27 protein-coding genes and 1 tRNA gene are annotated in these 23,402 nt (G+C 63.3%); 15 read left to right on the plus strand and 13 right to left on the minus strand.

From position 1 onward, the window contains the following. The first annotated feature begins 201 nt into the window (after window positions 1-201). Entirely contained in the window at window positions 202-546 is a 345-nt protein-coding gene (locus tag BDK88_RS15960; protein WP_130501301.1) for a cupin domain-containing protein, read from the plus strand. Between the two features lie 25 nt (window positions 547-571). On the opposite strand, the gene BDK88_RS15965 is transcribed toward BDK88_RS15960, so the two are convergent. The 3 genes from BDK88_RS15965 to BDK88_RS21295 are packed head-to-tail and all read right to left on the minus strand — an operon-like array spanning window position 572 to window position 2,158. Further along, a complete protein-coding gene (locus tag BDK88_RS15965) occupies window positions 572-1,087 on the minus strand; it encodes a DUF7122 family protein (protein ID WP_130501302.1) in 516 nt (171 codons plus the stop codon). Further along, window positions 1,087-1,995, minus strand: coding sequence for an RsmB/NOP family class I SAM-dependent RNA methyltransferase (locus tag BDK88_RS15970; RefSeq protein ID WP_130501303.1), 909 nt, complete (start codon window positions 1,993-1,995; stop codon window positions 1,087-1,089). The genes BDK88_RS15965 and BDK88_RS15970 overlap by 1 nt, the downstream gene beginning before the upstream one ends. Beyond that, window positions 1,931-2,158, minus strand: coding sequence for a hypothetical protein (locus tag BDK88_RS21295; protein ID WP_165396978.1), 228 nt, complete (start codon window positions 2,156-2,158; stop codon window positions 1,931-1,933). Before BDK88_RS21295 ends, BDK88_RS15970 begins: the two co-directional genes overlap by 65 nt. Window positions 2,159-2,192: 34 nt before the next feature. Between BDK88_RS21295 and BDK88_RS15975 the strand changes: the two genes are divergently transcribed. The 5 genes from BDK88_RS15975 to BDK88_RS15995 all read left to right on the plus strand — a co-directional run bounded on the left by BDK88_RS15975 (window position 2,193) and on the right by BDK88_RS15995 (window position 6,806). Beyond that, window positions 2,193-2,939, plus strand: a complete 747-nt coding sequence (locus tag BDK88_RS15975) for a proteasome assembly chaperone family protein (protein ID WP_130501304.1) — start codon at window positions 2,193-2,195, stop codon at window positions 2,937-2,939. Between the two features lie 177 nt (window positions 2,940-3,116). Beyond that, window positions 3,117-4,598, plus strand: a complete 1,482-nt coding sequence (locus BDK88_RS15980; protein ID WP_130501305.1) for an amidase — start codon at window positions 3,117-3,119, stop codon at window positions 4,596-4,598. A gap of 148 nt (window positions 4,599-4,746) precedes the next feature. After that, window positions 4,747-5,589, plus strand: coding sequence for an aldo/keto reductase (locus tag BDK88_RS15985; RefSeq protein WP_130501306.1), 843 nt, complete (start codon window positions 4,747-4,749; stop codon window positions 5,587-5,589). Between the two features lie 144 nt (window positions 5,590-5,733). After that, on the plus strand, window positions 5,734-6,492 hold the full coding sequence (locus tag BDK88_RS15990; RefSeq protein ID WP_130501307.1) for a hypothetical protein: 759 nt from the start codon (window positions 5,734-5,736) through the stop codon (window positions 6,490-6,492). Between the two features lie 119 nt (window positions 6,493-6,611). Next, window positions 6,612-6,806 (plus strand): DUF7333 family protein, encoded by a 195-nt coding sequence (locus tag BDK88_RS15995; protein ID WP_130501308.1) that lies wholly within the window; start codon window positions 6,612-6,614, stop codon window positions 6,804-6,806. 141 nt (window positions 6,807-6,947) lie between these two features. On the opposite strand, the gene BDK88_RS16000 is transcribed toward BDK88_RS15995, so the two are convergent. Further along, window positions 6,948-7,919: a phosphoadenosine phosphosulfate reductase family protein gene (locus BDK88_RS16000; RefSeq protein WP_130501309.1), complete on the minus strand. Its 972-nt coding sequence runs from the start codon at window positions 7,917-7,919 to the stop codon at window positions 6,948-6,950. A 350-nt stretch (window positions 7,920-8,269) separates the two neighbouring features. Between BDK88_RS16000 and BDK88_RS16005 the strand changes: the two genes are divergently transcribed. After that, the gene (locus BDK88_RS16005) at window positions 8,270-9,412 is read left to right on the plus strand and encodes a glutamate-cysteine ligase family protein (RefSeq protein ID WP_394342677.1); all 1,143 of its coding nucleotides are present in this window, start codon (window positions 8,270-8,272) and stop codon (window positions 9,410-9,412) included. Between the two features lie 157 nt (window positions 9,413-9,569). Here the strand turns inward: BDK88_RS16005 and BDK88_RS16010 are convergent, their stop codons facing one another. From BDK88_RS16010 to BDK88_RS16040, 7 genes are all read right to left on the minus strand, one after another. After that, window positions 9,570-9,881: a DUF7577 domain-containing protein gene (locus BDK88_RS16010; RefSeq protein ID WP_130501311.1), complete on the minus strand. Its 312-nt coding sequence runs from the start codon at window positions 9,879-9,881 to the stop codon at window positions 9,570-9,572. Window positions 9,882-9,995: 114 nt separating this feature from the next. Further along, window positions 9,996-11,273, minus strand: coding sequence for a PQQ-dependent sugar dehydrogenase (locus BDK88_RS16015; RefSeq protein ID WP_130501312.1), 1,278 nt, complete (start codon window positions 11,271-11,273; stop codon window positions 9,996-9,998). 165 nt (window positions 11,274-11,438) lie between these two features. After that, window positions 11,439-12,425, minus strand: a complete 987-nt coding sequence (locus tag BDK88_RS16020) for a patatin-like phospholipase family protein (protein ID WP_130501313.1) — start codon at window positions 12,423-12,425, stop codon at window positions 11,439-11,441. A 115-nt stretch (window positions 12,426-12,540) separates the two neighbouring features. After that, entirely contained in the window at window positions 12,541-13,125 is a 585-nt protein-coding gene (locus BDK88_RS16025) for a DUF7110 family protein (RefSeq protein WP_008013015.1), read from the minus strand. 120 nt (window positions 13,126-13,245) lie between these two features. Further along, window positions 13,246-13,590 carry a glutaredoxin family protein gene (locus BDK88_RS16030; RefSeq protein ID WP_130501314.1) on the minus strand — a complete coding sequence of 115 codons (345 nt, stop codon included), beginning with the start codon at window positions 13,588-13,590 and terminating at the stop codon, window positions 13,246-13,248. A gap of 65 nt (window positions 13,591-13,655) precedes the next feature. Further along, window positions 13,656-14,453 carry a M14 family metallopeptidase gene (locus tag BDK88_RS16035; protein WP_130501315.1) on the minus strand — a complete coding sequence of 266 codons (798 nt, stop codon included), beginning with the start codon at window positions 14,451-14,453 and terminating at the stop codon, window positions 13,656-13,658. A gap of 129 nt (window positions 14,454-14,582) precedes the next feature. Continuing rightward, the gene (locus BDK88_RS16040) at window positions 14,583-15,068 is read right to left on the minus strand and encodes a DUF309 domain-containing protein (protein WP_130501316.1); all 486 of its coding nucleotides are present in this window, start codon (window positions 15,066-15,068) and stop codon (window positions 14,583-14,585) included. Window positions 15,069-15,169: 101 nt separating this feature from the next. On the opposite strand from BDK88_RS16040, the gene BDK88_RS22125 reads away from it, so the two are divergent. Together BDK88_RS22125 and BDK88_RS16045 are read left to right on the plus strand one after the other, a co-directional pair. After that, window positions 15,170-15,298, plus strand: coding sequence for a hypothetical protein (locus tag BDK88_RS22125; protein WP_008013006.1), 129 nt, complete (start codon window positions 15,170-15,172; stop codon window positions 15,296-15,298). 211 nt (window positions 15,299-15,509) lie between these two features. After that, window positions 15,510-15,592, plus strand: a tRNA-Leu gene (locus BDK88_RS16045). Between the two features lie 150 nt (window positions 15,593-15,742). On the opposite strand, the gene BDK88_RS16050 is transcribed toward BDK88_RS16045, so the two are convergent. Then, a complete protein-coding gene (locus BDK88_RS16050) occupies window positions 15,743-16,396 on the minus strand; it encodes a hypothetical protein (protein WP_130501317.1) in 654 nt (217 codons plus the stop codon). Then, entirely contained in the window at window positions 16,393-16,995 is a 603-nt protein-coding gene (locus tag BDK88_RS16055; protein ID WP_130501318.1) for a hypothetical protein, read from the minus strand. Before BDK88_RS16055 ends, BDK88_RS16050 begins: the two co-directional genes overlap by 4 nt. Window positions 16,996-17,446: 451 nt before the next feature. On the opposite strand from BDK88_RS16055, the gene BDK88_RS16060 reads away from it, so the two are divergent. The 6 genes from BDK88_RS16060 (at window position 17,447) to BDK88_RS16085 (ending at window position 23,386) form a co-directional block, all read left to right on the plus strand. Next, window positions 17,447-18,037 (plus strand): protoglobin domain-containing protein, encoded by a 591-nt coding sequence (locus BDK88_RS16060; protein WP_130501319.1) that lies wholly within the window; start codon window positions 17,447-17,449, stop codon window positions 18,035-18,037. Window positions 18,038-18,094: 57 nt separating this feature from the next. After that, complete coding sequence (locus BDK88_RS16065; protein WP_130501320.1) at window positions 18,095-18,895, plus strand: inositol monophosphatase family protein; 801 nt, start codon at window positions 18,095-18,097, stop codon at window positions 18,893-18,895. Between the two features lie 88 nt (window positions 18,896-18,983). Continuing rightward, a complete protein-coding gene (locus BDK88_RS16070; RefSeq protein WP_130501321.1) occupies window positions 18,984-20,105 on the plus strand; it encodes a DUF63 family protein in 1,122 nt (373 codons plus the stop codon). Between the two features lie 114 nt (window positions 20,106-20,219). Then, a complete protein-coding gene (locus tag BDK88_RS16075; RefSeq protein WP_130501322.1) occupies window positions 20,220-21,092 on the plus strand; it encodes an NOP5/NOP56 family protein in 873 nt (290 codons plus the stop codon). Further along, window positions 21,085-21,717 carry a fibrillarin-like rRNA/tRNA 2'-O-methyltransferase gene (locus BDK88_RS16080; protein ID WP_130501323.1) on the plus strand — a complete coding sequence of 211 codons (633 nt, stop codon included), beginning with the start codon at window positions 21,085-21,087 and terminating at the stop codon, window positions 21,715-21,717. The genes BDK88_RS16075 and BDK88_RS16080 overlap by 8 nt, the downstream gene beginning before the upstream one ends. Window positions 21,718-21,790: 73 nt before the next feature. Continuing rightward, entirely contained in the window at window positions 21,791-23,386 is a 1,596-nt protein-coding gene (locus BDK88_RS16085) for a fatty acid--CoA ligase (RefSeq protein ID WP_130501324.1), read from the plus strand. Window positions 23,387-23,402 lie beyond the last annotated feature (16 nt).

Raw genomic sequence — 23,402 nt, forward strand, 5'->3', positions numbered from 1 at the left:
GTGGTGGCTTATACTGTCGGACACTGTACGGACTACTGTAAGTCATCGCCGGTGCAACCGCGACCGTCCTGCGGTTGCACCGGTAAATCGTTACAGCAGACCGTATGGACCATGCGATCCAATCGCGTCGCGCCGTCTCTCGCCGATCCCAACGGCGGGCCGCGCCCCCGAAGTTAAGGCTCGAAACGAAGAGATCAAGGTATGGGATACGATATCGCAGCCAAGACCGATCCCGAGTCCGTCATCGACGATGAGTGGGGCGGCATGTGGTTTCTCAAAGCACCCCTCGAGACGGACGAACTCGGTATCACCGTCCTCGAACTCGAGCCGAATGGCAAGGGAATGGAACACGACGAGACCGAGTCCGGCCAAGAGGAGGTGTACTACGTCGTCAAGGGAACGGTCGATGTCGAGTTGCCCGACGCCGACGAGACGGTGACGCTCGAGGCCGACGAGGCGATTCGACTCGATTCCGGCGAAACGCGACAGATCCACAACCGCGGCGACGAGCGCGCGAAACTCGTGCTGGTGGGCGCGCCGCTGTAGGCCAGTCGCGTCGACCTGATTGTTATCAGTCGAGGTCGCGCTGTCGGCCCTTCGGCACCATCGAGCGCAGTTCGCCGTGGACGTAGAGACCGATACCAATCGGCTCCAACTCGCCGGCGACATCGTGGGCGGCGATGAGATACCCCCAGTCACCGTCCCACTCGAGTTCTTGGTCCTCGCCGGTTGCGAACCGGCGGGCCTGCTCGCGGTCGAGTTCGATCACGCAGTCGGTCGCTTCCCGGCCGAATCGCTGGACGAAGTCCGTCGTGGGCTTCCAGTGTTCCTGTCGGGTCCGCAGGCAGGTCATCCCGATCGCTTCGATCTCGATGGGCGTCGGCGCGTCGCCGCTGTAGATCCAGATCTTGCCCGCGCCTTTCTCCCAGAAGGTGTAGTCGTCGAAGGTCTCGGGCGGAATCCCAAACCGGTCTTCGAAATAGTCGACGACCGCCGCGCGCGTCGCGCGCCCCCCGACGGTCCGCTCGGCTTCGGTTGCGGGCAGGCGATCGAACCGCTGCCCGTCGTTCGCGTGCTCGTCGCTCATTACGCGGTCACCTCCAACTTCGCGACGAAGAAGCCGCCGGTGTCGTTCTGGTGGGGATAGATCCGGGCCGCCTTCTCGAGACTCGAGTCGTAGGTCTCGTCGTCCCATTCGGTTAGCCCAGGCGCGTGCTCGAGGCCGAGGTCGAAGTCGACGACGCGACAGGATTCGGTTTCGAGGGCGTGCTGGACGACGGCCTCGTTTTCCTCGGGGGCGAAGGTACACGTCGAGTAGACGACGGTGCCGCCCTCGCGGGTGGCCTGGATCGCCCGGCGGATAATCCCTTTCTGGATGCCCGCGACCGAGGAGAGATGACCTTCCGACCAGTTGTCGAGCGCGTCGGGGTTCTTCCGGATCGTTCCTTCACAGGAACAGGGCGCATCAACCAGCGTCCGATCGAACGCGTCGAAGTCGAAGCGGTTGAGCGAGTAGTTGCGCGCGTCCGCGTTGGTCACTGCGAGGCTGGTCGCGCCGAGTCGTTCGGCGTTGAATCGCAGCGCCGAGATGCGCCCGAGGTTGTTGTCGTTGGCGACGACCGTCCCGCGGTCGTCCATCAGCGCCGCGAGTTGGGTTGCTTTCCCACCCGGTGCGGCACAGCTGTCCCAGATCCGTTCACCGGGCTGCGGATCGAGGACGACTGCTGGTACCGCAGACACCTCCTCCTGGCCGTGTGTAAAGCCGTGAAACGAGGTCCACGTCGATCCCGGCGAGTCGGTCTCGAGGTCCAAGACGCGAGGGTTCCAGTCGGCCTGGTCGTAGCCGACACCCTCTCGGTCTAAGGCCGCGAGCGTTCGCTCGACTGAGGCCTTGATCGTATTCACGCGGACGGCGTTGCCGAGCGGCCGCTTACAGGCCGCGAGAAAGGCGTCGAAATCGTCGATAATCGACCGATACCGCTCGAGTGGCTCCATTGGCCGCGAGTTCGAGTGCCCGGCGTTTGTGGGTTTCGAAGCGGGCGGCAGCAGTCGAATCGCCGCTGCCTTCGTTCCACTCGAGTGCCAGTGCCAGTCTGGAACTAACGGCGCTGGTCGCCCGCTCTCCACCGGCGTGGGGCGACACGACGGCATTCGCCATCGATTTTATACGGCTGACACCCCTCGATTTACGCATGACTGGCATTCGCATTCATGGGCCGGAACCGGACCTCGAGAACCCGACGCTTGTCGAGGGATTCCCCGGCGTCGGCCTCGTCGGCAAGATCGCGACCGACCACCTCGTCGAGCAACTCCAGATGCGCTACTACGCGAGCGTCCACTGTGAGGGACTGCCTCGGATCGGTGTCTATCGGGGTGGCGATCGGACGGTACGCCCGCCGGTACGGCTCTACGTCAGCGAGGAACAGGATCTGGTCGCCCTTCAGAGCGACGCACCGATCAGCTCCAGAGCCGTCGAAACCGTCGCTACCTGTCTGACTAACTGGATCGTCGATCAGGCTGCGACGCCGATCTATCTCAGCGGTCTCCCCGCCGACCGTGACGAGGCGGACCAGCCCGATCTCTACGGGATTACGACCGGCGAGGGTGACGAGCGACTCGAGGCGACCGAGGTCCCGATCCCGCCCGAGGACGGCGTCATTACTGGGCCGACGGGGGCGCTCATCAACCGCGCCGCACAGGAGAACCACGACAGTATCGGCCTCGTCGTCGAGTGTGATCCGCAGTTCCCCGATCCCGAAGCCGCGAGCGTGCTGCTCGAGTACGGTGTCAGCCCGATCGCCGACATCGATGTCGACGTGCAGGATCTCGTTGACAGAGCCGCGGAGATCCGAGCGAAACGGGAGCGGCTGGCACAACAGATGCAGGCGATCGGACGAGAGGAGAGCTCTCAGGCCCAGCCGTTACGGATGTACCAGTGATCGCTGCTGTTTGCTCGCCGCTTACTGCTCAGTTGATCCGCGTTACCCGTTGAGCCGCCTCACCACTATCCTCCAGCGAGCGTATCGCGGTGTGAACGCTGGACGAGCGACGACTCAATCGAACTGTCCACGGGGATCACAATAACGTCTATCTCGCCCGCGTGCGGTTTTAGTCACATGGCACACGCCCCGGACCTCACTCGACTTTCTGCGACGGAACTCGCGGCCCGGATCCGAACCAACGACGTTACGGCGACTGCGGCAGTCGAGGCCCATCTCGAGCGAATCGACGCCCGCAACGACGAGATCAACGCATTCGTCACGGTCTGTCGAGACGGGGCGCTCGAGGAAGCCGCGGACGCCGACCGTGCGCTCGAGGAGCGCGATGAACAACGCACGTCGGTGAGTCGCACGGGGAGCGAAGTGTCCCACGAGACCGGCGAGGACGTGGAGCCGCTCTCCGGCGTGCCGGTAGCGCTCAAAGACCTCGGCGCACAGAAAGCGGGCGTCCGTCACACGTACGGGTTGGCGCTCTTTTCGGACCACGTCGCCGATCGGACGGCGGCGATCGTCGAACGGCTCGAGGATGCCGGTGCGATCGTGATCGGGAAGACGAACACTCCGGAACTGGGCCACAAGGGGACGACCGACAACGAACTGATCGGGGCGACAGCGTCGCCGATCGACACCGACCTGAACGCCGGTGGTTCTTCAGGTGGGTCGGCGGCAGCGGTCGCCGCCGGGATGACGCCGATCGCGACGGGCAGCGACGCGGGCGGGTCGGTGCGCATCCCGGCCGCCGCCTGCGGCGTCTACGGGTTCAAGCCGACCTTCGGGTTAGTGCCCGACGACCGCAGACCGAACGCCTTCGGTCGCGAGACCCAGCACACGACCGCGGGACCGATAACCCGAACCGTCGAAGACGCCGCAGTGGTCCTGTCGGTGATGGCCGGGCCGCATCCGGCCGATCCGAACGCCGTTCCTGTCGACATCGAGTATCGCGGCGCGCTCGAGTCCTCTATCGACGACTATCGCATCGCGTACAGTCCGAATCTCGACGTCTTCCCGGTGACCGAGGCCGTCGAGACGGTCATCGATGACGCAGTCGCCGCGCTCGCGGCTGCCGGTGCGACCGTCGAGCCGGTCGACATCGATCACGGCTACACCATGGCCGAACTCAGCGAGGCAGCAATGGCACCGTACGCGACCGGCGTCATAGAGAGCGCGACGCTGCTCGAGGAAACACATGGGATCGACCTCCGGGATCACCCCGACGAGGTCTCGGACAGTCTGCTCGCGATGCTCGATGTCGGCACGGCGTACGGACCGGACGATATCGCGCGGTCGGGTATCGTCCGCACGGACATGTACGATACTGTTCAGGCTGTCCTCGACGAGTACGACCTGCTCGTGACGCCGACGCTCTCGCGAGCGGACGTCGGCCTCCACGACGTCCTCGAGACCGACGCCTGGGAATGGCCGTTGACGTGGCCGTTCAACTGGACCGGCCACCCCGTCGCGTCCGCCCCCGCCGGACTGACCGACCGCGGCCATCCCGTCGGCCTCCAACTCGTCGGCCGGCGGTTCGCCGATGACGGTGTCCTCGCGGCCAGCGCAGCGCTCGAGCGCGAACGTCCCTGGGACCACCTGTACGAGTGACCGGCGGTGATCCAGGACTCCTCTCGCGCGAGTCAGCCGGGATGCTGTTCTCGAGACACATATCGAATTCTCGTCAATTTCGCTGTCGCATGGCGAACCGCTGACCGGTACCAAAACCTCTTTTCGCGTTCTGGCCCTTCGGTCGTACATGGTGACTTCCGACGAAGAGACGATTCCGCCAGAGACGTGTCCAACCACTGATAGCATGCCGATGCTCGGCCTCGGCACCTGGCAAAACGAGGACCCCGAGCAGTGTGCCGAGAGCGTTCGGACGGCGCTCGAGACGGGCTACCGACATATCGACACCGCCCAGATTTACGGCAACGAGGACGCCGTCGGTGACGGAATCGCGGCCGCGGACGTCGACCGCGAGGAGATCTTCCTCGCGACCAAGGTCTGGATCGACAACCTCGAACACGACGACGTCCTCGAGACGACCCGCGAGAGTCTCGACCGACTGGGCGTCGACTACGTTGACCTACTGTACGTCCACTGGCCGTCCCGGACCTACGACGCCGAGGAGACCCTCGGGGCCTTTTCCGAGCTCGTCGACGAGGGCCTGACCGAGCGCATCGGTGTCAGTAACTTCCAGCCCGAACAGCTCGAGGAAGCCGTCGACGTCTGTGACGTGCCGATCTTCGCAAATCAGGTCGAGTTGCATCCGCTGCTCCCACAGGCGGAGCTTCGGGAGGCCTGTGAGGCCCACGACGTCGAGGTCGTCGGCTACTCGCCGCTCGCCCGTGGGCAGGTCCTCGACCAGCCCGACATCCAGGAGATCGCCGACAAACACGACGCCAGCGAGGCACAAGTCAGCCTCGCCTGGGCACGCGAGAAGGGCGTGACGGCGATTCCGAAGGCGACTAGCGCAGATCACATTACGGACAACTGGGAATCGCTGGCGGTGGACCTCGACGACGAAGACATCGACGCGATCGACGCCATCGACGAGACGAGTCGCGAAGTCGATCCCGACTTCGCCCCCTGGAACTGATCGGCGCGCGGATAGCTAGTCCGTCGAGACTCCCCTTCTTGCGTTCGCTCGAGTGTTGGTTCTGCAAGTGTGGCAGTAAACCTATATATCGAGTGTAAAGAAAAAGCAGGAAAGTTTACGGTACGGCAGCTTTTTGGCTCGCGTATGTCTACCCGCTCACAACGTAGTGGCGGTGGTGGGCTTGTCGGCGCGGTCAGGACCGACATTCAGCGGTTACACGGGGCCTGGATGGAACTCGTCTTCCGCAGGCAACGTGGCCGCGGCCACTCCGTCATGGGCAAGTGGAAGCCCGAGACGCTGCCACAGAAGGTCGGCTATCACACCTGGAGCGCTTTGGGAGTCATCGGCTTGCTCGTCCTCTATCCGTTGACTGTCCTTGGTCTCGCAACCCGCTTTTACGCGGCGAAACTCGACTCGACGCGGACACGACTCGGCATCGTCGGCGTCACGGCCGTCGCACTCGTCGGCTGGGGGACGCTGTCGGTGGTCGCATACGTGCTGAATCGGGTTCCCTTTGACGCCTTCCTCGCGATCGCAGCCGCAAGCGCCGTCGCGATCGTCTCGACCACGCTTGCGGCTGTCACCTCGAAGTTCGGTGGCCGGGCGCTTTCGGTCTTGCTTGCCTATCCGTTCGCGATGACGGCGCTGTTCCTGCCGCCGGTCGTCGCCGCGCTCGTGACGCCGTCGCTCCATCCGTACGTCCTCGATCCCAGCTACGACTTCGCCGTCTGGGCGCTCGATAACGTGCTGGTCGTCGGCGGCATCAACGACTACCTGCGCAGCAACTTCAGCCTCGAGGGGCCGGCCTACGTCGCGATGTGGCTCGGGATCTCGTTCCCGCTGGGCTGGGTCCTCGGCGGTGCGGTGACGCTTGCGAATCTGGTTCGCCCCTCCGAGGAGTAGCCGCGATTCGTGTTCTCCTGTTTCGTTAGTATCGGACAAAAGTAGTGACTTTCATTCGATAACATGAACGGACTGCCGATTCCCGATACCATTAGGTGGCCGATTCCTAACCCCCGCATATGGAGTTCGATCTTCCGAAGACGGCAGCCGTGTTCATCGTGATAATCGCGATCGGCGTCGGCGGTCTGGCCGCGTCACCGATGATGGCTGCGGACACCGTCCTGATGATGGTCGCGCCGTCGATGATCGCCTTCGGCCTGATCATGCTCGCACTCGGCGTCAAACACGGCGAGTACCGCGCAGCAGGTCGCTAACGGCCGAGACGTAGCCCTTGCTTTGTATCGCTATCGGACCACCGATCCGTTCTCTCCAAGCCGTCGCTCGCGACACTCTCGAGCGGCGAAGCCGAGAAAAGAAGCAGTTAGCGAGTGACGCGACCGTCGACGGCGACCGGCCTACATGTAGCCGAGATCGCGCAGGCGCTCCATCAGGTCTTCTTTGTCCTGGGCGCGGCCAGCGCGTTCGGTCGTTCCCTCGAGGTCCTGGAGCCAGGCGGGCTCCTGGTCGCTCTTTTCGGTGCTGACTTCGCTTCCGAGCGAACGGAAGCCGGCGAAGTACTTCGGCGAGATCGGGATGTCGTCCTGTGCGACGCCTTCCGGCAGGTCGTCGTCGCTCTCGGGGACGTAGCCCTCCTCGGGGAAGTTCTCGACGGTGTCCGGCACCACGAAGTTCCAGAAGGCATCCCAGACGGCGGCCTCGTCGAACTGCAGGATGGGCTGAATGCGGTCGTGGGGCGGGTAGATGTCAGGATCGTGACGTGGCGAGAAGAACGTCTCATCGGCGCGGGCTTCCTGTTCGTCCCAGCGGACGCCGGAGATGACGCCGTCGATATCGTACTCCTCCAAGGCGTCGTTGAGTGCGACCGTCTTCAGCAGGTGGTTGCCGACGTAGGTGTCAAGCAGGAACGGGAACGTGTCCTCTTCATACTCGAGGATGTCACGGACGTGGTGCTGGTTGTGTTCGGAGAGCTCCGAGATGTCGATGTCGTCGCCCGGCTCGAGGTCGTGTTCGTCGACGTACGCGCCGACGTCCTCGTTGCGTGCATAGATGACTTCGAGGTCCCACTCGTCGGCCCAGTGGTCGACGAAGTCGTGGATCTCGTCGAAGTGCTGGTAGTGGTCGATAAAGACCGCTGGCGGTACCTCGAGGTCGAATCGGTCGGCGACCTCCTTGATGAAGTACAGGGTCAGCGTCGAGTCCTTGCCGCCGGTCCACATGACAGCGGGGTTCTCGTAGGACTCGAGGCCTTCACGGGTGACCTCGATCGCTTTTTCGATCTTGTCCTGAATGTGGGCGTAGTCCTCGGGATCTTCGCCTTCGCCGTCGGTATAGTCGACGTCGACGTAGTCGGGGAAGTTCTCGCTCATCTCGTAATTAGATATAATTAGGAGAGGTAAATTCTTTGGGTCGGCGGAAAGCTCTGTCGCCATTTCGGACCCGTCGGTGCCTGGTTCCCGTCGGCCGGCGCGGATAGCAGCGGTGATACCGGCGAATCGGTCGGTCTCGAGAGCTGAAACCCGACCATGTGCGATCGACACGAACGAGACGGGCAGGACTGCTGGGCCGAGCCGGCTCCGTCGCCGCCCCGTGTGCGAATGTTACCACTCGCGAAAAGTTCTTGTAGTAGCTCCCTGATGTGGATGTGTGGTTAGTTAGCAATCGGTAAGCGGCGGGCAAGTGATGGACAGTCGAGAGCGCTGGGGGACCACTGGTCCGCATGAGACGATGCCGCAATCCGGAGGACACTGTGTCAGCACATGAATCCGAGCCGACACGACGGAGCATCGAAGTCGAGTATTGGGTCATCGACGACGAGGGGCGGCTGGCCGAACCGGCGGAACTCGTCGAGGCGTCGGCGGGAGCCGAGCGCGAGTTCGTCGAGCCGTTGCTCGAGATCAAAACGACGCCGTGTGAGACGACAGCGGAGCTACGCGACGAACTGTTCGACCGACTCGAGAGCGTCCTCGACCGGGCCGACGAACTCGACAAGGGCCTCGTTCCGCTCGCGACACCGGTAAATCACGACGAGGTGCGGGATCGCCCGAGCGACAGGACGCGGATCCAAGATCAGGTCATCGGTGACGAGTTCGAGTACGTCCGCCACTGTGCGGGAACTCATATCTACGTTGAACAACAACCGGGACGCGAGATCGACCAGTTGAACGCGCTCATCGCGCTCGATCCGGCGCTGGCGTTAGTCAACTCCTCGCCGTACTTCCGGGGTCGGTATCTGGCCGGCGGGGCGCGATCGAAACTCTACCGCTGGATGGCATACGATGGTGTCCCCCATCAGGGTCGGCTGTGGCCCTATGCCGACGACGCAGACGAGTGGACCCGCCGACTCGAGCGCCGATACGAGGAGTTCGTGACGGCAGCCATCGAAGCGGGTGCCGATCGGGCGACTATCCAGTCGAGTTTCGACCCCGAAAGTGCCGTCTGGACGCCCGTACAGCTCCGAGAAACGTTTTCGACCGTGGAGTGGCGCTCGCCCGATACCGCCCTCCCGAGTCAGGTCGTCCGGCTGGCCGACAGGATCGCCGAGGTCACCGCTCACCTCGAGGACGCCGAGATACGCATCGAGGGGGAGTCCGGTGCCGTCACGACCGACGAAGTCGTCCTGCCGGAGTTCGACGCGGTGATCGAGTACGTCAACGCCGCGATCCGAGAAGGGCTGGCGTCGGATGCGGTTCGATCGTACCTCGAGCGTATGGGGTTCGACGTCGCAACCTACGACCCGATGTCACACGAGATCGATGGCCGGGGACCGGTCAGTCTCGAGGAGGCACGGCAGCTCCGACTCGAGTACGCCGAGCGCCTCGAGCGGGACGTTCGGCAGGCACGGACGGTCGTGGGCGACTAGTCTCTCCACAGCAGTGCTCGATGGCAGATCCCTCATACGGCCTGCTGTCACGATGTACCGGTGCAACCGCAGTGCGGTCATGGGTGCACCGGCACTGACTGACAGGAGTCCGTATCACGGGCTTCCGAGTTCTGTCATCCACTGCGGGATGATCCACCTATAACTGGTGTTGACAGCCGTGACAGTACGTCACATCAGCCTGATTTCGCGTTCCGCATACAGCACACCGAACGGACGACGAGTCACCGGTGTCGACGCCGTGCTCGTTCGTCAGCGCCGCGAAGAGGTCATCGTTGTCGGTCACGTCTCGTTCGTGGCCGTGTGTCCGCGCCCACTCGTTGATGAGATCGTCGTCTCGCAGTCGCTCGAGTCCGCGAACCAGCCCTAGAAAACACAGCGTCGGAGCAATCATGACGGCGGCTGCCACGGCGAGGCGGCCGACGAGCGCGTACTGTCCCGGATCGTCCATAAACGCCGTTTGCAAGTACCGGGGGAAACGTCTATCGTTGTCCGCGGGGCCTGCAGACGGTCCGAACCCCGCCGCTCCCCTCGAGTATACTGTGATACCCAGACACAAGCCCGACTACGTATCGGGAACGATGCGAAAGAGCCCGCCGGTATCTGCAGTGGTGCCGAGTGCATAGACGGCACCGTCGTCGTCACGGCCGAACGAGTACAGCTGCTCGAGAGACGTCTCGCCGGCGATCCCGATGGTAGTCGTTGGCCAGAGCTCGTCATTGTCGTCTGGGCGGATGGCGGCGAACAGCCGCCCGTTCGCCGCAAAATCGCCGAAGACGTACGCGCCTTCCAGCGCTGGCAGTGTGTCGCTCCGGGAAACGTAGCCGCCGATGACTGAGACGCCGCTGACGTTCTTCTCGGCCGGCGGGTGTGGATACTCGATGATGGGGTCCTGAAACCGGTCGCCGCCCAGACCGGGTCCGGATGCCTTGTCCGGACAGTCCTTCTCTCGGTAGCAGTGAGTGCCCTCTTTGACGTTCCACCCGTAGTTGCCGCCCTTCTCGATGCGGTTTACTTCCTCGTAGTCGTTCTCGCCGACGTCCGCGACGAAGCAGTCGCCGTCGTCGAACGACAGCCGCCAGGGATTCCGAAATCCCCACGCGTAGTATTCGTCGAGCCCCTTGCGACCAACCAGCGGGTTGTCGTCGGGGATGGTGTATTCCCCGGCGGCCGAGCCGCCGTCAACGTCGATTCGGATTACGCTCCCGAGCAGATCCGTCGTCACGTCCTGTCCGCCGCCACCACCGCCGCCGCCCGCACCGATGCCGGCATAGAGGTAACCGTCCGGTCCAAAGGCGAGGTCACCGCCGTTGTGAAAGTTCGCCGGCTGGGGAATCTCGAGGACGACGCGTTCGGAGTCCGACCGAACTCGCGTCCCCTTGTCGTTCGTTTCGAACGCTGCGATGATACCCGTATGGTCGAACCTCCGTGGCGTTCCGGGTTGCCGCGGTGCGCTGTAGTGGACGAACAGCCGGCGGTTCTCGGCGAAATCGGGATGGAGCGTCATGCCGAGCAGTCCCCGCTCACCGCCGGTGACGACCGTTTCACGCAGGTCGAGCAACGGTTTGCCACGGAGCCCATTGGGCTCGTGGACCCAGATGTTGCCGTCGCGTTCCGCAACGTACCGCCGGTTCGCATCCGGTGGGAATTCGACGGCCAGCGGAAACCCCAGCCCGTCGATCACCGTCTCGAGCCCGACTTCGTCCGGTATGTCCTCAATGTCGTCCGGTCCATTCGTGTCGGCGCTGGCGGCTGACGACCGCGATGCGGTGCCGACGAGCCCGGTCGCCGCACCGACAGCCGCTCCCGTCAGGAACCGTCGTCGGCTGGATGATCGGTTCATTTGGGAAGTCCATACCGCACCGAGACCCAAATACACCGTTCTGCCTTCAGTGAACGGTACGTCAATCCGATAGATTGCTGCCGTCCTCGTCAGTCGGGTCGCTGGCTCGAGTCCGACGGCCATCGCCCGTAACCGTGTCCAATGGATTCGGCTACCTGCAGCGCGTCACGACCGGCCGTCGAGGAAGCGTTCGGCGCGCCGCTGGCCTCGCTCTATCAACCGATCGATGAACGCTGGATCCCGGTCGACTTTCGACGGCGACGAGAGGTCGCTACCCAGGTCGATGAACTCGACGCCGATCGGCTTGTATTCCTGCGGGAGGCTCCCGCTTTTGATCAGGTCGTTGATCGTCTCGATGAAGTCCACTTCCTGATACAGCGAGAGGTTCCCTGCCAGTTCGTTGCGCCGGTCGGCGATGTCTTCCATCGACTTAGGGACGTCCTCGCGATGCTTGGGATTGATCTGGATGATCCAGATTTCGTCAGGTTTGTCGGCTGCCTTCTGTGGCACTGTCAGGAAGTCGCGAATCGGCGGGTTCTGCGAGAACAGCCCGTCCCAGTACCAGTGATTGTCGATCCCGACGGCTTCGAACAGCGTCGGAATCGCTGCCGATGCAAGGACCGTCTTTTCGGTGACTTCCTCGTTGCGAAAGGTTTTGAACTTCCCTTCGGTAACGTCCGCCGCGCCGAGGATCAGGTCCATCGACGTGTCGGCGGCGAGTGTCGGCACGCGGTCGAACTCGATGTGTGACTCGAGCGTCTCGAGAAACCGATCTCGCCCGAGTTCGGCAGCGGGGAGTTCGTACGGACTGAAAAGCGGCAATGGCCCGCCGCGTGCGGCGAACTCAGCCATCCAGACGAACCAGTCGTTGGCGATCCTTTCCGGCGGCGAGTGCGCTGCGAAGTCCCGCCAGATCGCATCGAGCGTCTCGACTGCACGGTCGGTCCCGCTCGTAGCGAGTCCGTACCAGGCGGCGGTCGCACAGACGGCACCGCCGGACGTCCCGCTCAATCCGACGAGCTCGTATGAACGCATCGCACATGCGCGAAGGAGTCGTTTGAGCACGCCCGCGGTGAACGCCGTGTGGCTCCCACCACCCTGACAGGCGATCGCGACTCGAGTAGCACTGCCGGTATCGACACCATCAGCCATGGGTGTCGGTGACAACAGGCTGTGGTTTAGTGGTGCGGGTGCGGAGTCGAGCGCGGAGAAGTCACTTGTCGGTTCGGTTTACGTGCGACTCGGCCGAAGAACGTGCCGCGTCGATTCAGTCGCTGATGAACTTGTTGTCTCGCCAGTTGACGCCGCCTTGCCCCGAATTGTGGTCGCGGGGGCCTTCGACGACTTCGATGTCGGCGGGTCGCGGTTCGCCGTCGACGATCCGGGTTGCCTCGAGGTCGCCACCGCGCTCGGAGATTGCCGTCAGGGTGCCTTTCTCGGCGGCTTCGGCGATGCCACAGAGAACGAGGAACATCTGATACTGCAACAGCGAGTTCTGCAGGACGGTCTCGCGGTCGCCTTTGAACGCGGCGAACTCGACGAGTTCGGATTCGATCTCCTCTTCTTCGTCCTCGTCCCAGCTAAAGGACTTCTGCCGGCGCTCGTCAGGATCCTCTTCGTAAACCCGGTTTTCCGTGACGCTGGCTTTGAGCTGGGCCGTCGGAGTGTACTTGCTGACGGACTGGTCCTCGGCGACGGCTTTGAGGATCAGCGTGTTGTTGCGCCGCGTGATCTCGACATCGTCGACTCCATCGGGGAACGTTGCATCGTCGATGTGGTCGTGAAGATCTTCGAGGGGCAGTTCGAGCGTCGAGTGCAGCCGATATACGTGTCTGGATTCCTCTGTTGACATAGTGGGAAGGTGTCTACGGCGACAGTCGTGGTCTGTTACTACGAGACCGCGACTTATATGACCTGCTATTAAATCCGTGAGATGCAACTCGTGACAAATCTGTGTTCACGGTCGGACGCCCTACGCCGCGTTGAGCGTCTCCGCGAGTTCACCGCGTTCGTCGAGTTCCTCTAAGATGTCGGAGCCGCCGACGAATTCGCCGTCGACGAACGTCTGCGGGATCGTCTCCCAGCCGCTTTGCTCGTTGAGCGCCACGCGATACTCGTCGAGCGACTCGAGGACGTCGACGGTCTCGAATTCCTCGCGGTGCTGGCTGATCAGCCCGAGGGCTTTGCGGGAGTAGCCACACTGGGGCATCAGTTCGGTCCCTTTCATGAAGAGGACGATTTCGTTTTCCGCGAGCGTTTCGGCGACCTGCTCGTTGACCTCCTCCTGGTCGAGACCCTGGTTCGGTGGAAACTCCATACGAACGTGTATGGCAGTGAGGGGGATATGCCTTGCGTCCTCGGGACTTGCGGGACTGGACTCCGTCAGTCAGCCGCCGGCGGTGACTCGAGGACGTCGAGTTTCTCGGCGGTGTACCCGAAGACGTTCTGGTAGCCGTTCGGTGACATGAGAACCGGGTAAAACGACTCGTCGGCGATCTGTTTTTCACCGTCGGCTGCAGCAAACGGCGCGCCGGCTTCGACCTCCGTGAAGTTCTCGACGAACACCTCGTAGGTGTCGGCCTGTTCCTTGTCGATGACGTCGGTGAGCCGATAGACGGGGAGATCACGGCGGACGGTATCGCCAGGCAACGCATCGACCGCAGTGAGAAACGCTCGCGTCAGCCGGTCGGCGTTTTCGGCAGCCGTCTCCGATCCCTGCAGGCCACACTCGACTTCGACGGTGTCGACCGTCGAGAAAAGCCGTCCCTCCGCGAAGTTGCTCGTTTCGACCATTGCCGTCACGGGCAACTGCGGGACGATCGATTTGGCCGTCTCACTGACGCCGTTGACGATGGCGAAGGGATCGGCGTGACTCTGCGTGGAGTGCATCGAGAAGGTGAGACAGCCCTCGAGCTCGTTGACGAGGGCGGCTGCGAGCTGGCCTTCGTGTGTCTTCGCGTTCGGAGCACCGGGGAACGTGCGATTGAGATCTTCGTCGATGAACCGCACCCGTCGCTCGAGCGCTTTCTCGTTGGCAACAATGAGCTTGACGGGGCGTTTGACGGTCGGGCGTTCGTCGAGCAATCGCTCGACGGCCCGGACGCCACAGGGTTCGTCGCCGTGGACGCCCGCGACGACTGCGATTTCCGGCGTTCCCGACCCGAGCTGTGCAACTCTCATTATTCAGTTGTTTGGCTGAAACGGGAAAGGCGATTCGGTCTTTCACAGCGCAGGGGTCGTGCTCATTGAGCTATGTAAACACCGCACCCGGACTCTTGATGGCGCGCCACGGCGGGCACCCCATCACTGCTACTCCTCGAGCGCGTCGGCGTACGCGTAGTCGTCGCTTTGCGCGATTGGCTGTGTGCCGTCGAGTGTGAGCTGCCAGCTGTCGATCTGCGTCGGGTCCTCGAGGGCGTTGGTCAGCGTGGTTCGAACCGCGAGCACGTCGACGCCGTAGTAGTCACGCGGGATGTCCTGTAAGTACCCCAGCGCCGTCTCGAAGAGGCTCCGCATGCCGTCGTCGTTCTCGAAGTCGACGCGTTTGTACACACCGGCAGCCACCTGAACCATCCCATGGCAGAACTTGCTCTCGGTGGTGCCGGCCCCGTAGTTGTACCACTCCGCCTCGAAGCAGTCGTGAGACTCGTGGAACGAACCGTCGTTGAACAACTGCACGCCGTGGACGGTCGCCCGGCGCAACGTCGCATGCTCCCAGCGACCCGCGGACTCGTTCCAGCCGGTCGGGGTTCCCGCCGGCGGGTCGACGGTCGGATCGCGGGTGTGGTCGTCCATGGTTGACTCGAGGTGCGACGGCCGGGTAATTCCGTCGGTTAGGCAGTCCGTAGCGAGTGTAAGCACGGTATTTATCCCGTTACGAGGTCCATATCGACGTAATGGCTCAGCCATACGGCCGCTGCCAGCACTGCGGGGAACGCCTGTACGCCCACATCGAAGGGGGGTACCAGTGTCTGAACTGCGATCGGCGGTACACGGAGGCGGACTTCGAGAGCCGAGCGACGTGAGACGGGCTGCTGTCTCGAGTTCCCGGTACATCCGCGATCCGTCCTGCGGATACACCGGACCCCACTGACCGGAGTCCGCCTGCGCGAGTCCGCTGTGTTACACGCGCCGAGAAGCTTCGTCGGTCCAGGAGCGACGTGTCTCGTCATCGAGCGTGGCTCACGCGACAATCGGACGATTTAACCCCTGCGAGCGTCTCTGCTCGAGATGCGTGCGAGGGTAGCCAAGCGGTCAACGGCGGCGGACTCAAGATCCGCTCTCGTAGGAGTTCGTGGGTTCGATCCCCTCCCCTCGCACTCACCATAGTGCGCGGCAAGACGGAGCGTCTTGCCCTCGCAAACTTCTGTGCCCGATACTAGCTATCCGAGATGCATCCCCACTCTCCCTCAGTTCAGCGCTCGAGCGACACATGGTACGAGCACGCTCGGCGCTGTCACAGCGACGGATCAGGCGCTCAACCGCTCGGCTAACTCGTCTGAGACGCCAGTGAGGTGTGCGGTCCCGAAGACGGCAGCGAGCAGCCCGCCGACCATGTCGTAGACGAGGTCGAGGATGGTATCGTCGATCCCGTACTGCGTGAGGATTCCCGGGATGCCGAGGAGTCGAGATGCGACGCTGACGTAGAACTCGAGGAGTTCCCAGATGACACCGAACGCCATCATAAAGAGGAGGAGGTACGCGAACATGAATTTCGGCGGAAAGGTGACGGCATCCGTGTGGACATCCAGCGCTCGTGCAGTGGCATACCCGACCCCGGCGACGAGTGAGGAGGAGAACAGGTGGGTCATGTGATCCCACCACCACACGGCTCTGTATGGTGTCATGAAATCGAGACCGGGCAACGGGAGCGTCCCGAGTGCGTGAAGGAGCATCGGAACCGTAATCCAGAGGACAAGCCCAGCGTCCATCGTGAACTGATAGCGGCGTTCAAAGAACGCGGGGAGCTGTGTCACGAGGAGGCCAATGGCAGCATTGATAGCCACGCCCAGACTCTTGAGCCAGAGGCCGGCCACGAGGATCGCGAGGATGACGAGTTGGAGAAGACGGACGAGCAGGACGGTCCGTTCGGGACCGAGTCGCAGCCGCTCGCGGATGGTCACGTCGATTCCACCCCCTGCGGTGGTGTGGCGTGTGCGCGGCGGAGTTGCCATCGGAAGTACTGCCAGAAGACGAGCCCCGCAGAGAGCCCTGCGATGAGCGCGACGCTGAACGTCCGCATGAGTTCATCGTTCGTCTCGACGAACGTACCGCCGAGGTACGCGGCAGCAAACGCCGATCCGACCGCCCAGAATCCGGCGACAGCGAGCGTGGCGATAACGACGAAGACCACGGCGAACCCGGGTGTCATCCGGAGCGGCGTCGTGAGCTGGAGTGCGCTGACGACGAGCATTCCGAGCGCTGCGACACCGATACTGACGACGAACTGGACGCGAAGCGTTGGCTGAAGCGGTGCGAGCACGAGTGGGAGCGATGCGATGGTGAGCAGGGGCCAGGGAAGGGTGTGGGTCCACGACCGGGCGATCAGCGGCGGGACGACGGCAACTGCCATCGCGACCGCCGCGAACGCTGCGCCGACGAAGTGGCCCGCGAAGAGATGCGTGACCACCGTGACGCTAAGAGCCCCAGTAAGCGCCCACGTGAGTACTGCATTCGCACGCGTGTCGGTGGCGAACCACTCCTCGGGTCGTTCCTGCCCCATAGTATCCTCACAGCGTCTTGACGGCTATCGAATAGTACGAGCCGTCGAGCACAGCCGCACAGGGATATCAATCATCTGGGACGGCATTAAGCGTTATTTTACGAGTGGTGAAAGACAGGCACGCGTTGATTGGATACGGACAGTGCCCCTCGCTGCGAGCAGTGTACCACCACACCAGCCCCGTGGGCTGGCGACAGCCGGACCCGACTCGAACTATAGTAGCCGCTAAAAGTCACTGCACACCCGATCGCACAACTGTCGTGCGATCGGGGCGTCAATCGGTTCATACGGACTCCTGTCAGTCATTTCCGGCGTATCCGCAGGACGAGTCACGGATACGCCGGTAAATCGTTACAGTAGACCGTATCAGTTGTTACTGTACTCACCACTCGTAGCCGACGTCCCATCTTTATACCCTCGAGTGTGGGAAATTGCCATGGTTATAAACTCCATGAACAGCGACAAGATTCCAGGCTACACCTACGGTACTGAGGAGATTCCCGATGCGCCGATCAGTATGGACGAGTTCGAACGACTCCAGCAGGCAGTGTTGTTCGACGAGGACGACGAGGAGTACCTGCAGCTGGCCGGCGATGTCCTCGAGGATCGGATCGATGACGTTCTTGACGTGTGGTACGGCTTCGTTGCCGATCACGACTTTCTGGTGTATTACTTCACGGACGGCGAGGGAAACCCCGATGAAGAGTACTTAGACCGAGTACGTGACCGGTTCGGCCAGTGGATTCACGATACCTGTGAGACGCCCTACGACGAGGACTGGTTGAACTATCAGTTCGAGATCGGCCGGCGACATACCCGTGAGAGGAAAAACGAAGCCGACGACGCCGACGCGGTCGACCACATCGATATGCGCTATCTCGTGGCCTTCATCTACCCGATCACGGCAACGATCAGGGAGTTTCTCGCCGACAGTGACCACTCCGACGAGGAAGTCGACGCGATGTACCACGCCTGGTTCAAGTCGGTCGTGTTGCAGGTAACCCTCTGGAGCTATCCGTACGTCCCAGATGAGAACTGGTGACGGGAACTGTCGGGTCGCATCACGGTTACTTTTCAGGGAGGGTCGCCGAGAGAGGGCATGAGCGACGCCGATAATGCCAGCCGTGCAACTGTCACCGTCCGCGCGGCACGTGCGGGGGCCGCGGTCGCGGCCGACTCCTTTCGGACGGACCTTGCCGTCGAGCACAAAGACGAGAAGACCGATGTCGTCACGCAGGCTGACCACGATGCCCAAGAGACCGTCATCGAAACCATCCGAGAGACGTTCCCGGACGATCCGATCGTCGGCGAGGAGGCCGACGCGTTAAAGCAGGTTCCCGAAACGGGGCCTGCGTGGATCGTCGACCCCATCGACGGGACCAACAACTACGTCGGCGGCATTCGCGCGTTCGGGACCGCCGTGGCAGCCGTCGTCGACGGCGAACCGGTCGGTGCCGCGTTCGACTGTCCCGCCCTCTCGGATCGCTACCGCGTCGGCCCCGACGGGGCGTTTCGCAACGACGAACCGCTCTCGGTCAGCGAGTGTGCCGAGCCCGAGGCAGCCACCGTCTGCCCGACGTTCTGGTGGGACTTCGACCAGCGCGACCAATATGCCGCGGCAAACCGCGCTCTCGTCGACCGCTTCGGCGACATGCGACGCTTCGGCTGTGCCCAACTCGAGCTCGCGATGGTCGCCGCAGGCGCACTCGAGGGGACGATGACCAACCTGCGGGCGAACCCGTGGGACACCGTCGCTGGCGTCCACCTCATTCGTGAGGCCGGGGGCGTCGTCACCGACCTCGAGGGTGAACGCTGGCGACACGACAGCGACGGATTGGTCGCGTCAAACGGCGCGATTCACGACGAGTTGCTCGCAGCGGCTCGCGAGATCGAGGCGTGAGCTGATCGGCGCTCAAGGCCGACTGACCCGACAGTCTCGCTCGTTGAAAACCGGAAACGGTAAGCGGCCCCCACTACCGGATTCGGGTATGGACGACTTCATCGACCGGTACGGGGCCGAGCGCGTCTGGGCCGCGACCGTCGCAAGTCTTGCCGCCATCGTGGTCCTCGTCGCGGTCCTATTCCCTCAGCGAGTGTACGTCGAGTTCATCTGGCAGTACTTCTGGGGGCCGGTCGTCGCCGACGCCCACAGCTGGTCCTGCGTCGCCTGGGCCGGCGGCGAACAGGTCCAGTGTAGCCCTACCACCACCGGCCCGACGGCCGAACCCGGCTACACGTTCGTCTCGTATGCCGGCTACATCCCGACCCTCGTCCTGTTGCTAATCGGGGTCATCTTCATTCTCCGCCGCCTCGAGATCGAACGCTTCCGCGCGGGCTTTTTCGCGCTGTTCCCGTTCATGCTCTTCGGCGGTGCCCTCCGTGTCGTCGAGGACGCCAACGCCGCATCCTTCGCGTACAACGGCGAGATGGCCATCCAGCTTCCCTGGTCCGGCTTCATCATCAGCCCACTGATCTACTTCACGGTCTTCTTCATCGCCCTCGCGGCGCTCGTGAGCTCCATCTGGCTCGATCGCAACGACTACGTGTCGCGCTATGAGTATCCGCTGGCAGGAATCGGGACGGCCCTGCTGACGGTTTCTATCGCCTATCTCGGCTACACGGCGGCGACGGAGCCGTACTCGGAGTTTTATCCGCTGATCCCGCTTGTCACCCTCGTCGGGGCGACGCTCGCCACCGCGATCACCTGGTTCGCAATTGAGCGGTTCGCGCCGGAATTGAACCGCGGCACCCGATATATGGGGCTCGTCGTCATCTGGGCGCACGCGGTCGACGGCGTCGCGAACGTCGTCGGTCTCGACTGGGCGACCACGCTGGGGCTGCCGGCGAACCTCGTCCCTAAACACCCCATCAACGCGGCGATCGACAGCACGACGGCCGACGTGTTGCCTGCCAGCGTCGTCTCCGCGACCGGCTCAGCGTGGCCGTTCCTCCTTGTAAAGCTCGCCGCCGCCGTCTTCGTCATCTGGATTTTCGACGAGACCGTCTTCGAGGACAACCCCCGCTATGCGATCTTGCTCATGATCACCGTCGTCGCCGTCGGGCTGGGGCCCGGAACCCGCGACATGCTGCGGGCGACGTTCGGGGTCTGATCGTCTCTTTCCGTTCTGGCCGCATTCGAGCCCGTCGAGGCCGCAGTCCGTTCTGACCACACACCGAGCGCCACGAACGGGGCCTTTAATCGCCCGCGGCGGAAACGGGCGTGCATGAATACGACGGACGGATGGTTCGCGGACGTCGACCGCGACGATCCCGATGGGATGGCGACTGCGGTTCGCGAGGGGCGTGCCGACAAGCCCCGCGACTGGCCGGCCCTCGCGCTCGAGGCCGGGTTCGCGGACGACGAGGACGACTACTACGACGCCGTCTGCGAGGCGACGACGGCAGCCACGCGGGCCGCGGTGACCGAGCGCGAACGGGCCGACGACCGCCAGCTCGTCCACGCGGTGCGCGCGATGGACGACTGTAATCGGACGGCGAACGAACTCGCGGAACGACTGGCCGAGTGGGCCGGCACGATCGATCCCGAGGCCGGAACCGGCGTCGCGTACGCTCGCAAACTGGCACGCGGTGAGACTGACGACGGCCTCGAGGAACCTGCAGTCCGCTCGCTCGCCGAACGCGTCGCCGACCTCGCCGACGAGGCAGACGACCTGCGAGCGTTCGTCGAACGGCAAACGCCTGCTGTCGCACCGAACCTCGCAGCCCTCGCCGATCCCGTGCTCGCAGCACGGCTAATTTCGCTTGCCGGTGGCCTCGAGGAACTCGCAAAGAAACCCAGCGGGACGATTCAGGTACTCGGCGCGGAAGACGCCCTGTTCGCCCATCTACGGGGCCACGCGCCCTCGCCCAAACACGGGATTATCTACACCCACGACGCGGTACGGGGCACCCATCCCGAAAACCGGGGCTCTGCAGCACGCGCGGTCGCCGGCAAACTCGCGATTGCTGCCCGCGTCGACCACTACTCGGGCGAGGTAAAGCCCGAACTCGAGGCCGAACTCGTAGATCGGATCGAGACGATTCAGGCGCGGACGGCGGGCAATGACGAGGCCGACGGAGGTGCCGACGATGAGTGACCTTCCGGCGGGTGTCACACGCCACAGCTTCGACGGTACCGAACGACTCGCAACCCGCGGCGAACCGGTCTACGGCGAGTCCACTGACGGAGCGTGGCGAGCCTGGAACCCGAACCGATCGAAACTCGGCGCGATGCTCGAACTCGAGATGGACACCGGTCTCACGGGCGGTGAGACTGTCCTCTATCTCGGCGCGGCAAGCGGGACGACGGTGAGCCACGTCGCCGACTTCGCCGGCCCGACCTATGCCGTCGAGTTCGCGGCGCGGCCGGCGCGGGACCTGCTCGAGGCCGCGGAGAGCCGCCCGCGGCTGTTTCCGCTACTGAAAGACGCCCGCAAGCCCGAGACCTACGCCCACGTCGTCGAGTCGGACGTCGACGTCATTGTCCAGGACGTGGCGACGCGCGGGCAAGCTCGCGTGGCGCTCGAGAATCGCCGTTTCCTGGCCGACGACGGCCGACTGCTGTTGGCGGTCAAGGCCCGCAGCGAAGACGTAACCCGCGAGCCGGCGGCCGTCTTCGCGGACGTCCGTGAGGAGCTATCCGAGGGGTGCGAGATTCTCGAGACGGAACGACTCGAGGCGTATCACGCGGATCATCTCGGAATCGTCGCGCGGCCGCGGTAACCCAGTCGGCAGCGATCTCCTCATTTCGTGCTCAGCAACTGATATAAGGCAGTTCGTGGTGCAGTTCCATGGTATGCCTGAACATCCCACAATTGGTGACACGCTCGAGGGAACGGTCGATCGCTATCCCGACCGCGATGCGATCGTCTACCCGCGCAAGGACCAGCGGTGGACCTACGCAGACTTTGACGAGCGGGTCAACCGGCTCGCGAACGCGCTGCTCGAGGCCGGCATCGAGAAAGGAGACAGGGTTGCGACGGTACTGTACAACGGCTCCGAAATGGCGCTGACTGTCTACGCGTGCTCGAAGATTGGGGCCGTCTTCACCCCACTGAACTTCCGTCTTCCCGCAGGTGAGATCGAATACATCGTCACTGATGCCGAAGCCGAGATGATCCTCTTCGAGTCCGCGACACAGGAAGCAGTCGAGGGCGCGCGCCCGAACCTCGAGAGCGTCGCGGAGTACGTGTTCATCGATGATGACCGCGAAGCGGTACCGAACTACGCAAATGGGTTCTACGAGTTGCTCGAGTCGGGGTCGGCCGACCGGCCCGGGGTATCCGTCATGGAAGACGACGTGTACGCCTTCATTTACACGTCAGGAACGACGGGCCGACCGAAGGGGGTCGTCCACGAACACCGGGACATGGTCGAGCACAACCTCCTCAATATCGTCGAGTTGAACCTCACCCGCGACGACGTCGGCCTGTCGGTGATGCCGCTGTATCACTGTGCCGAACTCCACTGTAGCCTGTTTTCGCGGATCCATCGCGGTGCAGCGAACGTGATCCACCACGAGTTCGACCCGGATGCCACACTCGAGGCGATCGAAGATCACGGCGTAACGGTCCTCTTTGCAGCACCGACGGCCTGGAACGCGCTGTCACGTTCCGCTGCTGAGTCTGACGTCGGTGTCTCATCGCTCCGAATCGGGCTCTATGGTGCGGCCCCGATGCCTGAACAGGTCCTCGAAAACTGCATGGAACACCTCTGTGAGGACTACGTGCAGGCGTACGGCATGACTGAGATCGGGCCCGCCGGTGTCTTCCAGTCGCCGGACGACCAACTGCCGAAACAGGGCTGTGCCGGCCTGCCTGCGCTCAACCACCGCTTGCGGATCGTCGAACCCGATGCGGATCCGGATCAAGCGGCCGACGAGGGCGAGATCGGCGAGATCCTGATTGCCGGCCCATGTACGATGCGCGAGTACTGGAATCGCCCCGAGGCGACCGCACGATCGCTGCGCGACGCCGACGGGACGACCTGGTACTACACCGGAGATCTGGGCTACCGTGACGAAGACGGCTACCTCTTTGTCGTCGATCGCAAAGACGACATGATCGTCTCCGGTGGCGAGAACATCTATCCCACCGAGATCGAGGATGTGTTGTTCGCACACGACGCCGTCGAAGAGGCGGCCGTCGTCGGCGAACCCGACGAGGAATGGGGCGAACTTGTCGTCGCGTACGTCGTCGCTGACGATGGCATCACTGCGGCTGACCTTGATTCGTTCACCCTCGAGAGTGACCGGCTCGCTGATTTCAAGCGGCCGCGGAAGTACTACTTCGTCGACGATCTCCCGAAGAATCCGAGCGGCAAGATCCAGAAGTTCAAGCTCCGCGAAGGCGAGACTGACATCGAGCGCGAGGCCGAAACCGTCCCGTCCTGACCGGCTGACGAGCACC

This window comes from Natrinema hispanicum (assembly GCF_004217335.1).
GTDB lineage: Archaea > Halobacteriota > Halobacteria > Halobacteriales > Natrialbaceae > Natrinema > Natrinema hispanicum.

Excerpts from the sequence above, each read along its gene's own strand:
- BDK88_RS16060 (WP_130501319.1), top strand. The coding sequence starts at position 17,447 with ATGAACAGCGACAAGATTCCAGGCTACACCTACGGTACTGAGGAGATT.
- BDK88_RS16055 (WP_130501318.1), bottom strand. The coding sequence starts at position 16,995 with ATGGGGCAGGAACGACCCGAGGAGTGGTTCGCCACCGACACGCGTGCG.
- BDK88_RS15995 (WP_130501308.1), top strand. The coding sequence starts at position 6,612 with ATGGAGTTCGATCTTCCGAAGACGGCAGCCGTGTTCATCGTGATAATC.
- BDK88_RS16020 (WP_130501313.1), bottom strand. The coding sequence starts at position 12,425 with ATGGCTGATGGTGTCGATACCGGCAGTGCTACTCGAGTCGCGATCGCC.
- BDK88_RS16040 (WP_130501316.1), bottom strand. The coding sequence starts at position 15,068 with ATGGACGACCACACCCGCGATCCGACCGTCGACCCGCCGGCGGGAACC.
- BDK88_RS15975 (WP_130501304.1), top strand. The coding sequence starts at position 2,193 with ATGACTGGCATTCGCATTCATGGGCCGGAACCGGACCTCGAGAACCCG.
- BDK88_RS16035 (WP_130501315.1), bottom strand. The coding sequence starts at position 14,453 with ATGAGAGTTGCACAGCTCGGGTCGGGAACGCCGGAAATCGCAGTCGTC.
- BDK88_RS16030 (WP_130501314.1), bottom strand. The coding sequence starts at position 13,590 with ATGGAGTTTCCACCGAACCAGGGTCTCGACCAGGAGGAGGTCAACGAG.
- BDK88_RS16070 (WP_130501321.1), top strand. The coding sequence starts at position 18,984 with ATGGACGACTTCATCGACCGGTACGGGGCCGAGCGCGTCTGGGCCGCG.
- BDK88_RS22125 (WP_008013006.1), top strand. The coding sequence starts at position 15,170 with ATGGCTCAGCCATACGGCCGCTGCCAGCACTGCGGGGAACGCCTGTAC.
- BDK88_RS15970 (WP_130501303.1), bottom strand. The coding sequence starts at position 1,995 with ATGGAGCCACTCGAGCGGTATCGGTCGATTATCGACGATTTCGACGCC.
- BDK88_RS15980 (WP_130501305.1), top strand. The coding sequence starts at position 3,117 with ATGGCACACGCCCCGGACCTCACTCGACTTTCTGCGACGGAACTCGCG.
- BDK88_RS16015 (WP_130501312.1), bottom strand. The coding sequence starts at position 11,273 with ATGAACCGATCATCCAGCCGACGACGGTTCCTGACGGGAGCGGCTGTC.
- BDK88_RS16000 (WP_130501309.1), bottom strand. The coding sequence starts at position 7,919 with ATGAGCGAGAACTTCCCCGACTACGTCGACGTCGACTATACCGACGGC.
- BDK88_RS16075 (WP_130501322.1), top strand. The coding sequence starts at position 20,220 with ATGAATACGACGGACGGATGGTTCGCGGACGTCGACCGCGACGATCCC.
- BDK88_RS16080 (WP_130501323.1), top strand. The coding sequence starts at position 21,085 with ATGAGTGACCTTCCGGCGGGTGTCACACGCCACAGCTTCGACGGTACC.
- BDK88_RS15960 (WP_130501301.1), top strand. The coding sequence starts at position 202 with ATGGGATACGATATCGCAGCCAAGACCGATCCCGAGTCCGTCATCGAC.
- BDK88_RS15990 (WP_130501307.1), top strand. The coding sequence starts at position 5,734 with ATGTCTACCCGCTCACAACGTAGTGGCGGTGGTGGGCTTGTCGGCGCG.
- BDK88_RS15985 (WP_130501306.1), top strand. The coding sequence starts at position 4,747 with ATGGTGACTTCCGACGAAGAGACGATTCCGCCAGAGACGTGTCCAACC.
- BDK88_RS15965 (WP_130501302.1), bottom strand. The coding sequence starts at position 1,087 with ATGAGCGACGAGCACGCGAACGACGGGCAGCGGTTCGATCGCCTGCCC.
- BDK88_RS21295 (WP_165396978.1), bottom strand. The coding sequence starts at position 2,158 with ATGGCGAATGCCGTCGTGTCGCCCCACGCCGGTGGAGAGCGGGCGACC.
- BDK88_RS16065 (WP_130501320.1), top strand. The coding sequence starts at position 18,095 with ATGAGCGACGCCGATAATGCCAGCCGTGCAACTGTCACCGTCCGCGCG.
- BDK88_RS16005 (WP_394342677.1), top strand. The coding sequence starts at position 8,270 with ATGAGACGATGCCGCAATCCGGAGGACACTGTGTCAGCACATGAATCC.
- BDK88_RS16010 (WP_130501311.1), bottom strand. The coding sequence starts at position 9,881 with ATGGACGATCCGGGACAGTACGCGCTCGTCGGCCGCCTCGCCGTGGCA.
- BDK88_RS16085 (WP_130501324.1), top strand. The coding sequence starts at position 21,791 with ATGCCTGAACATCCCACAATTGGTGACACGCTCGAGGGAACGGTCGAT.
- BDK88_RS16025 (WP_008013015.1), bottom strand. The coding sequence starts at position 13,125 with ATGTCAACAGAGGAATCCAGACACGTATATCGGCTGCACTCGACGCTC.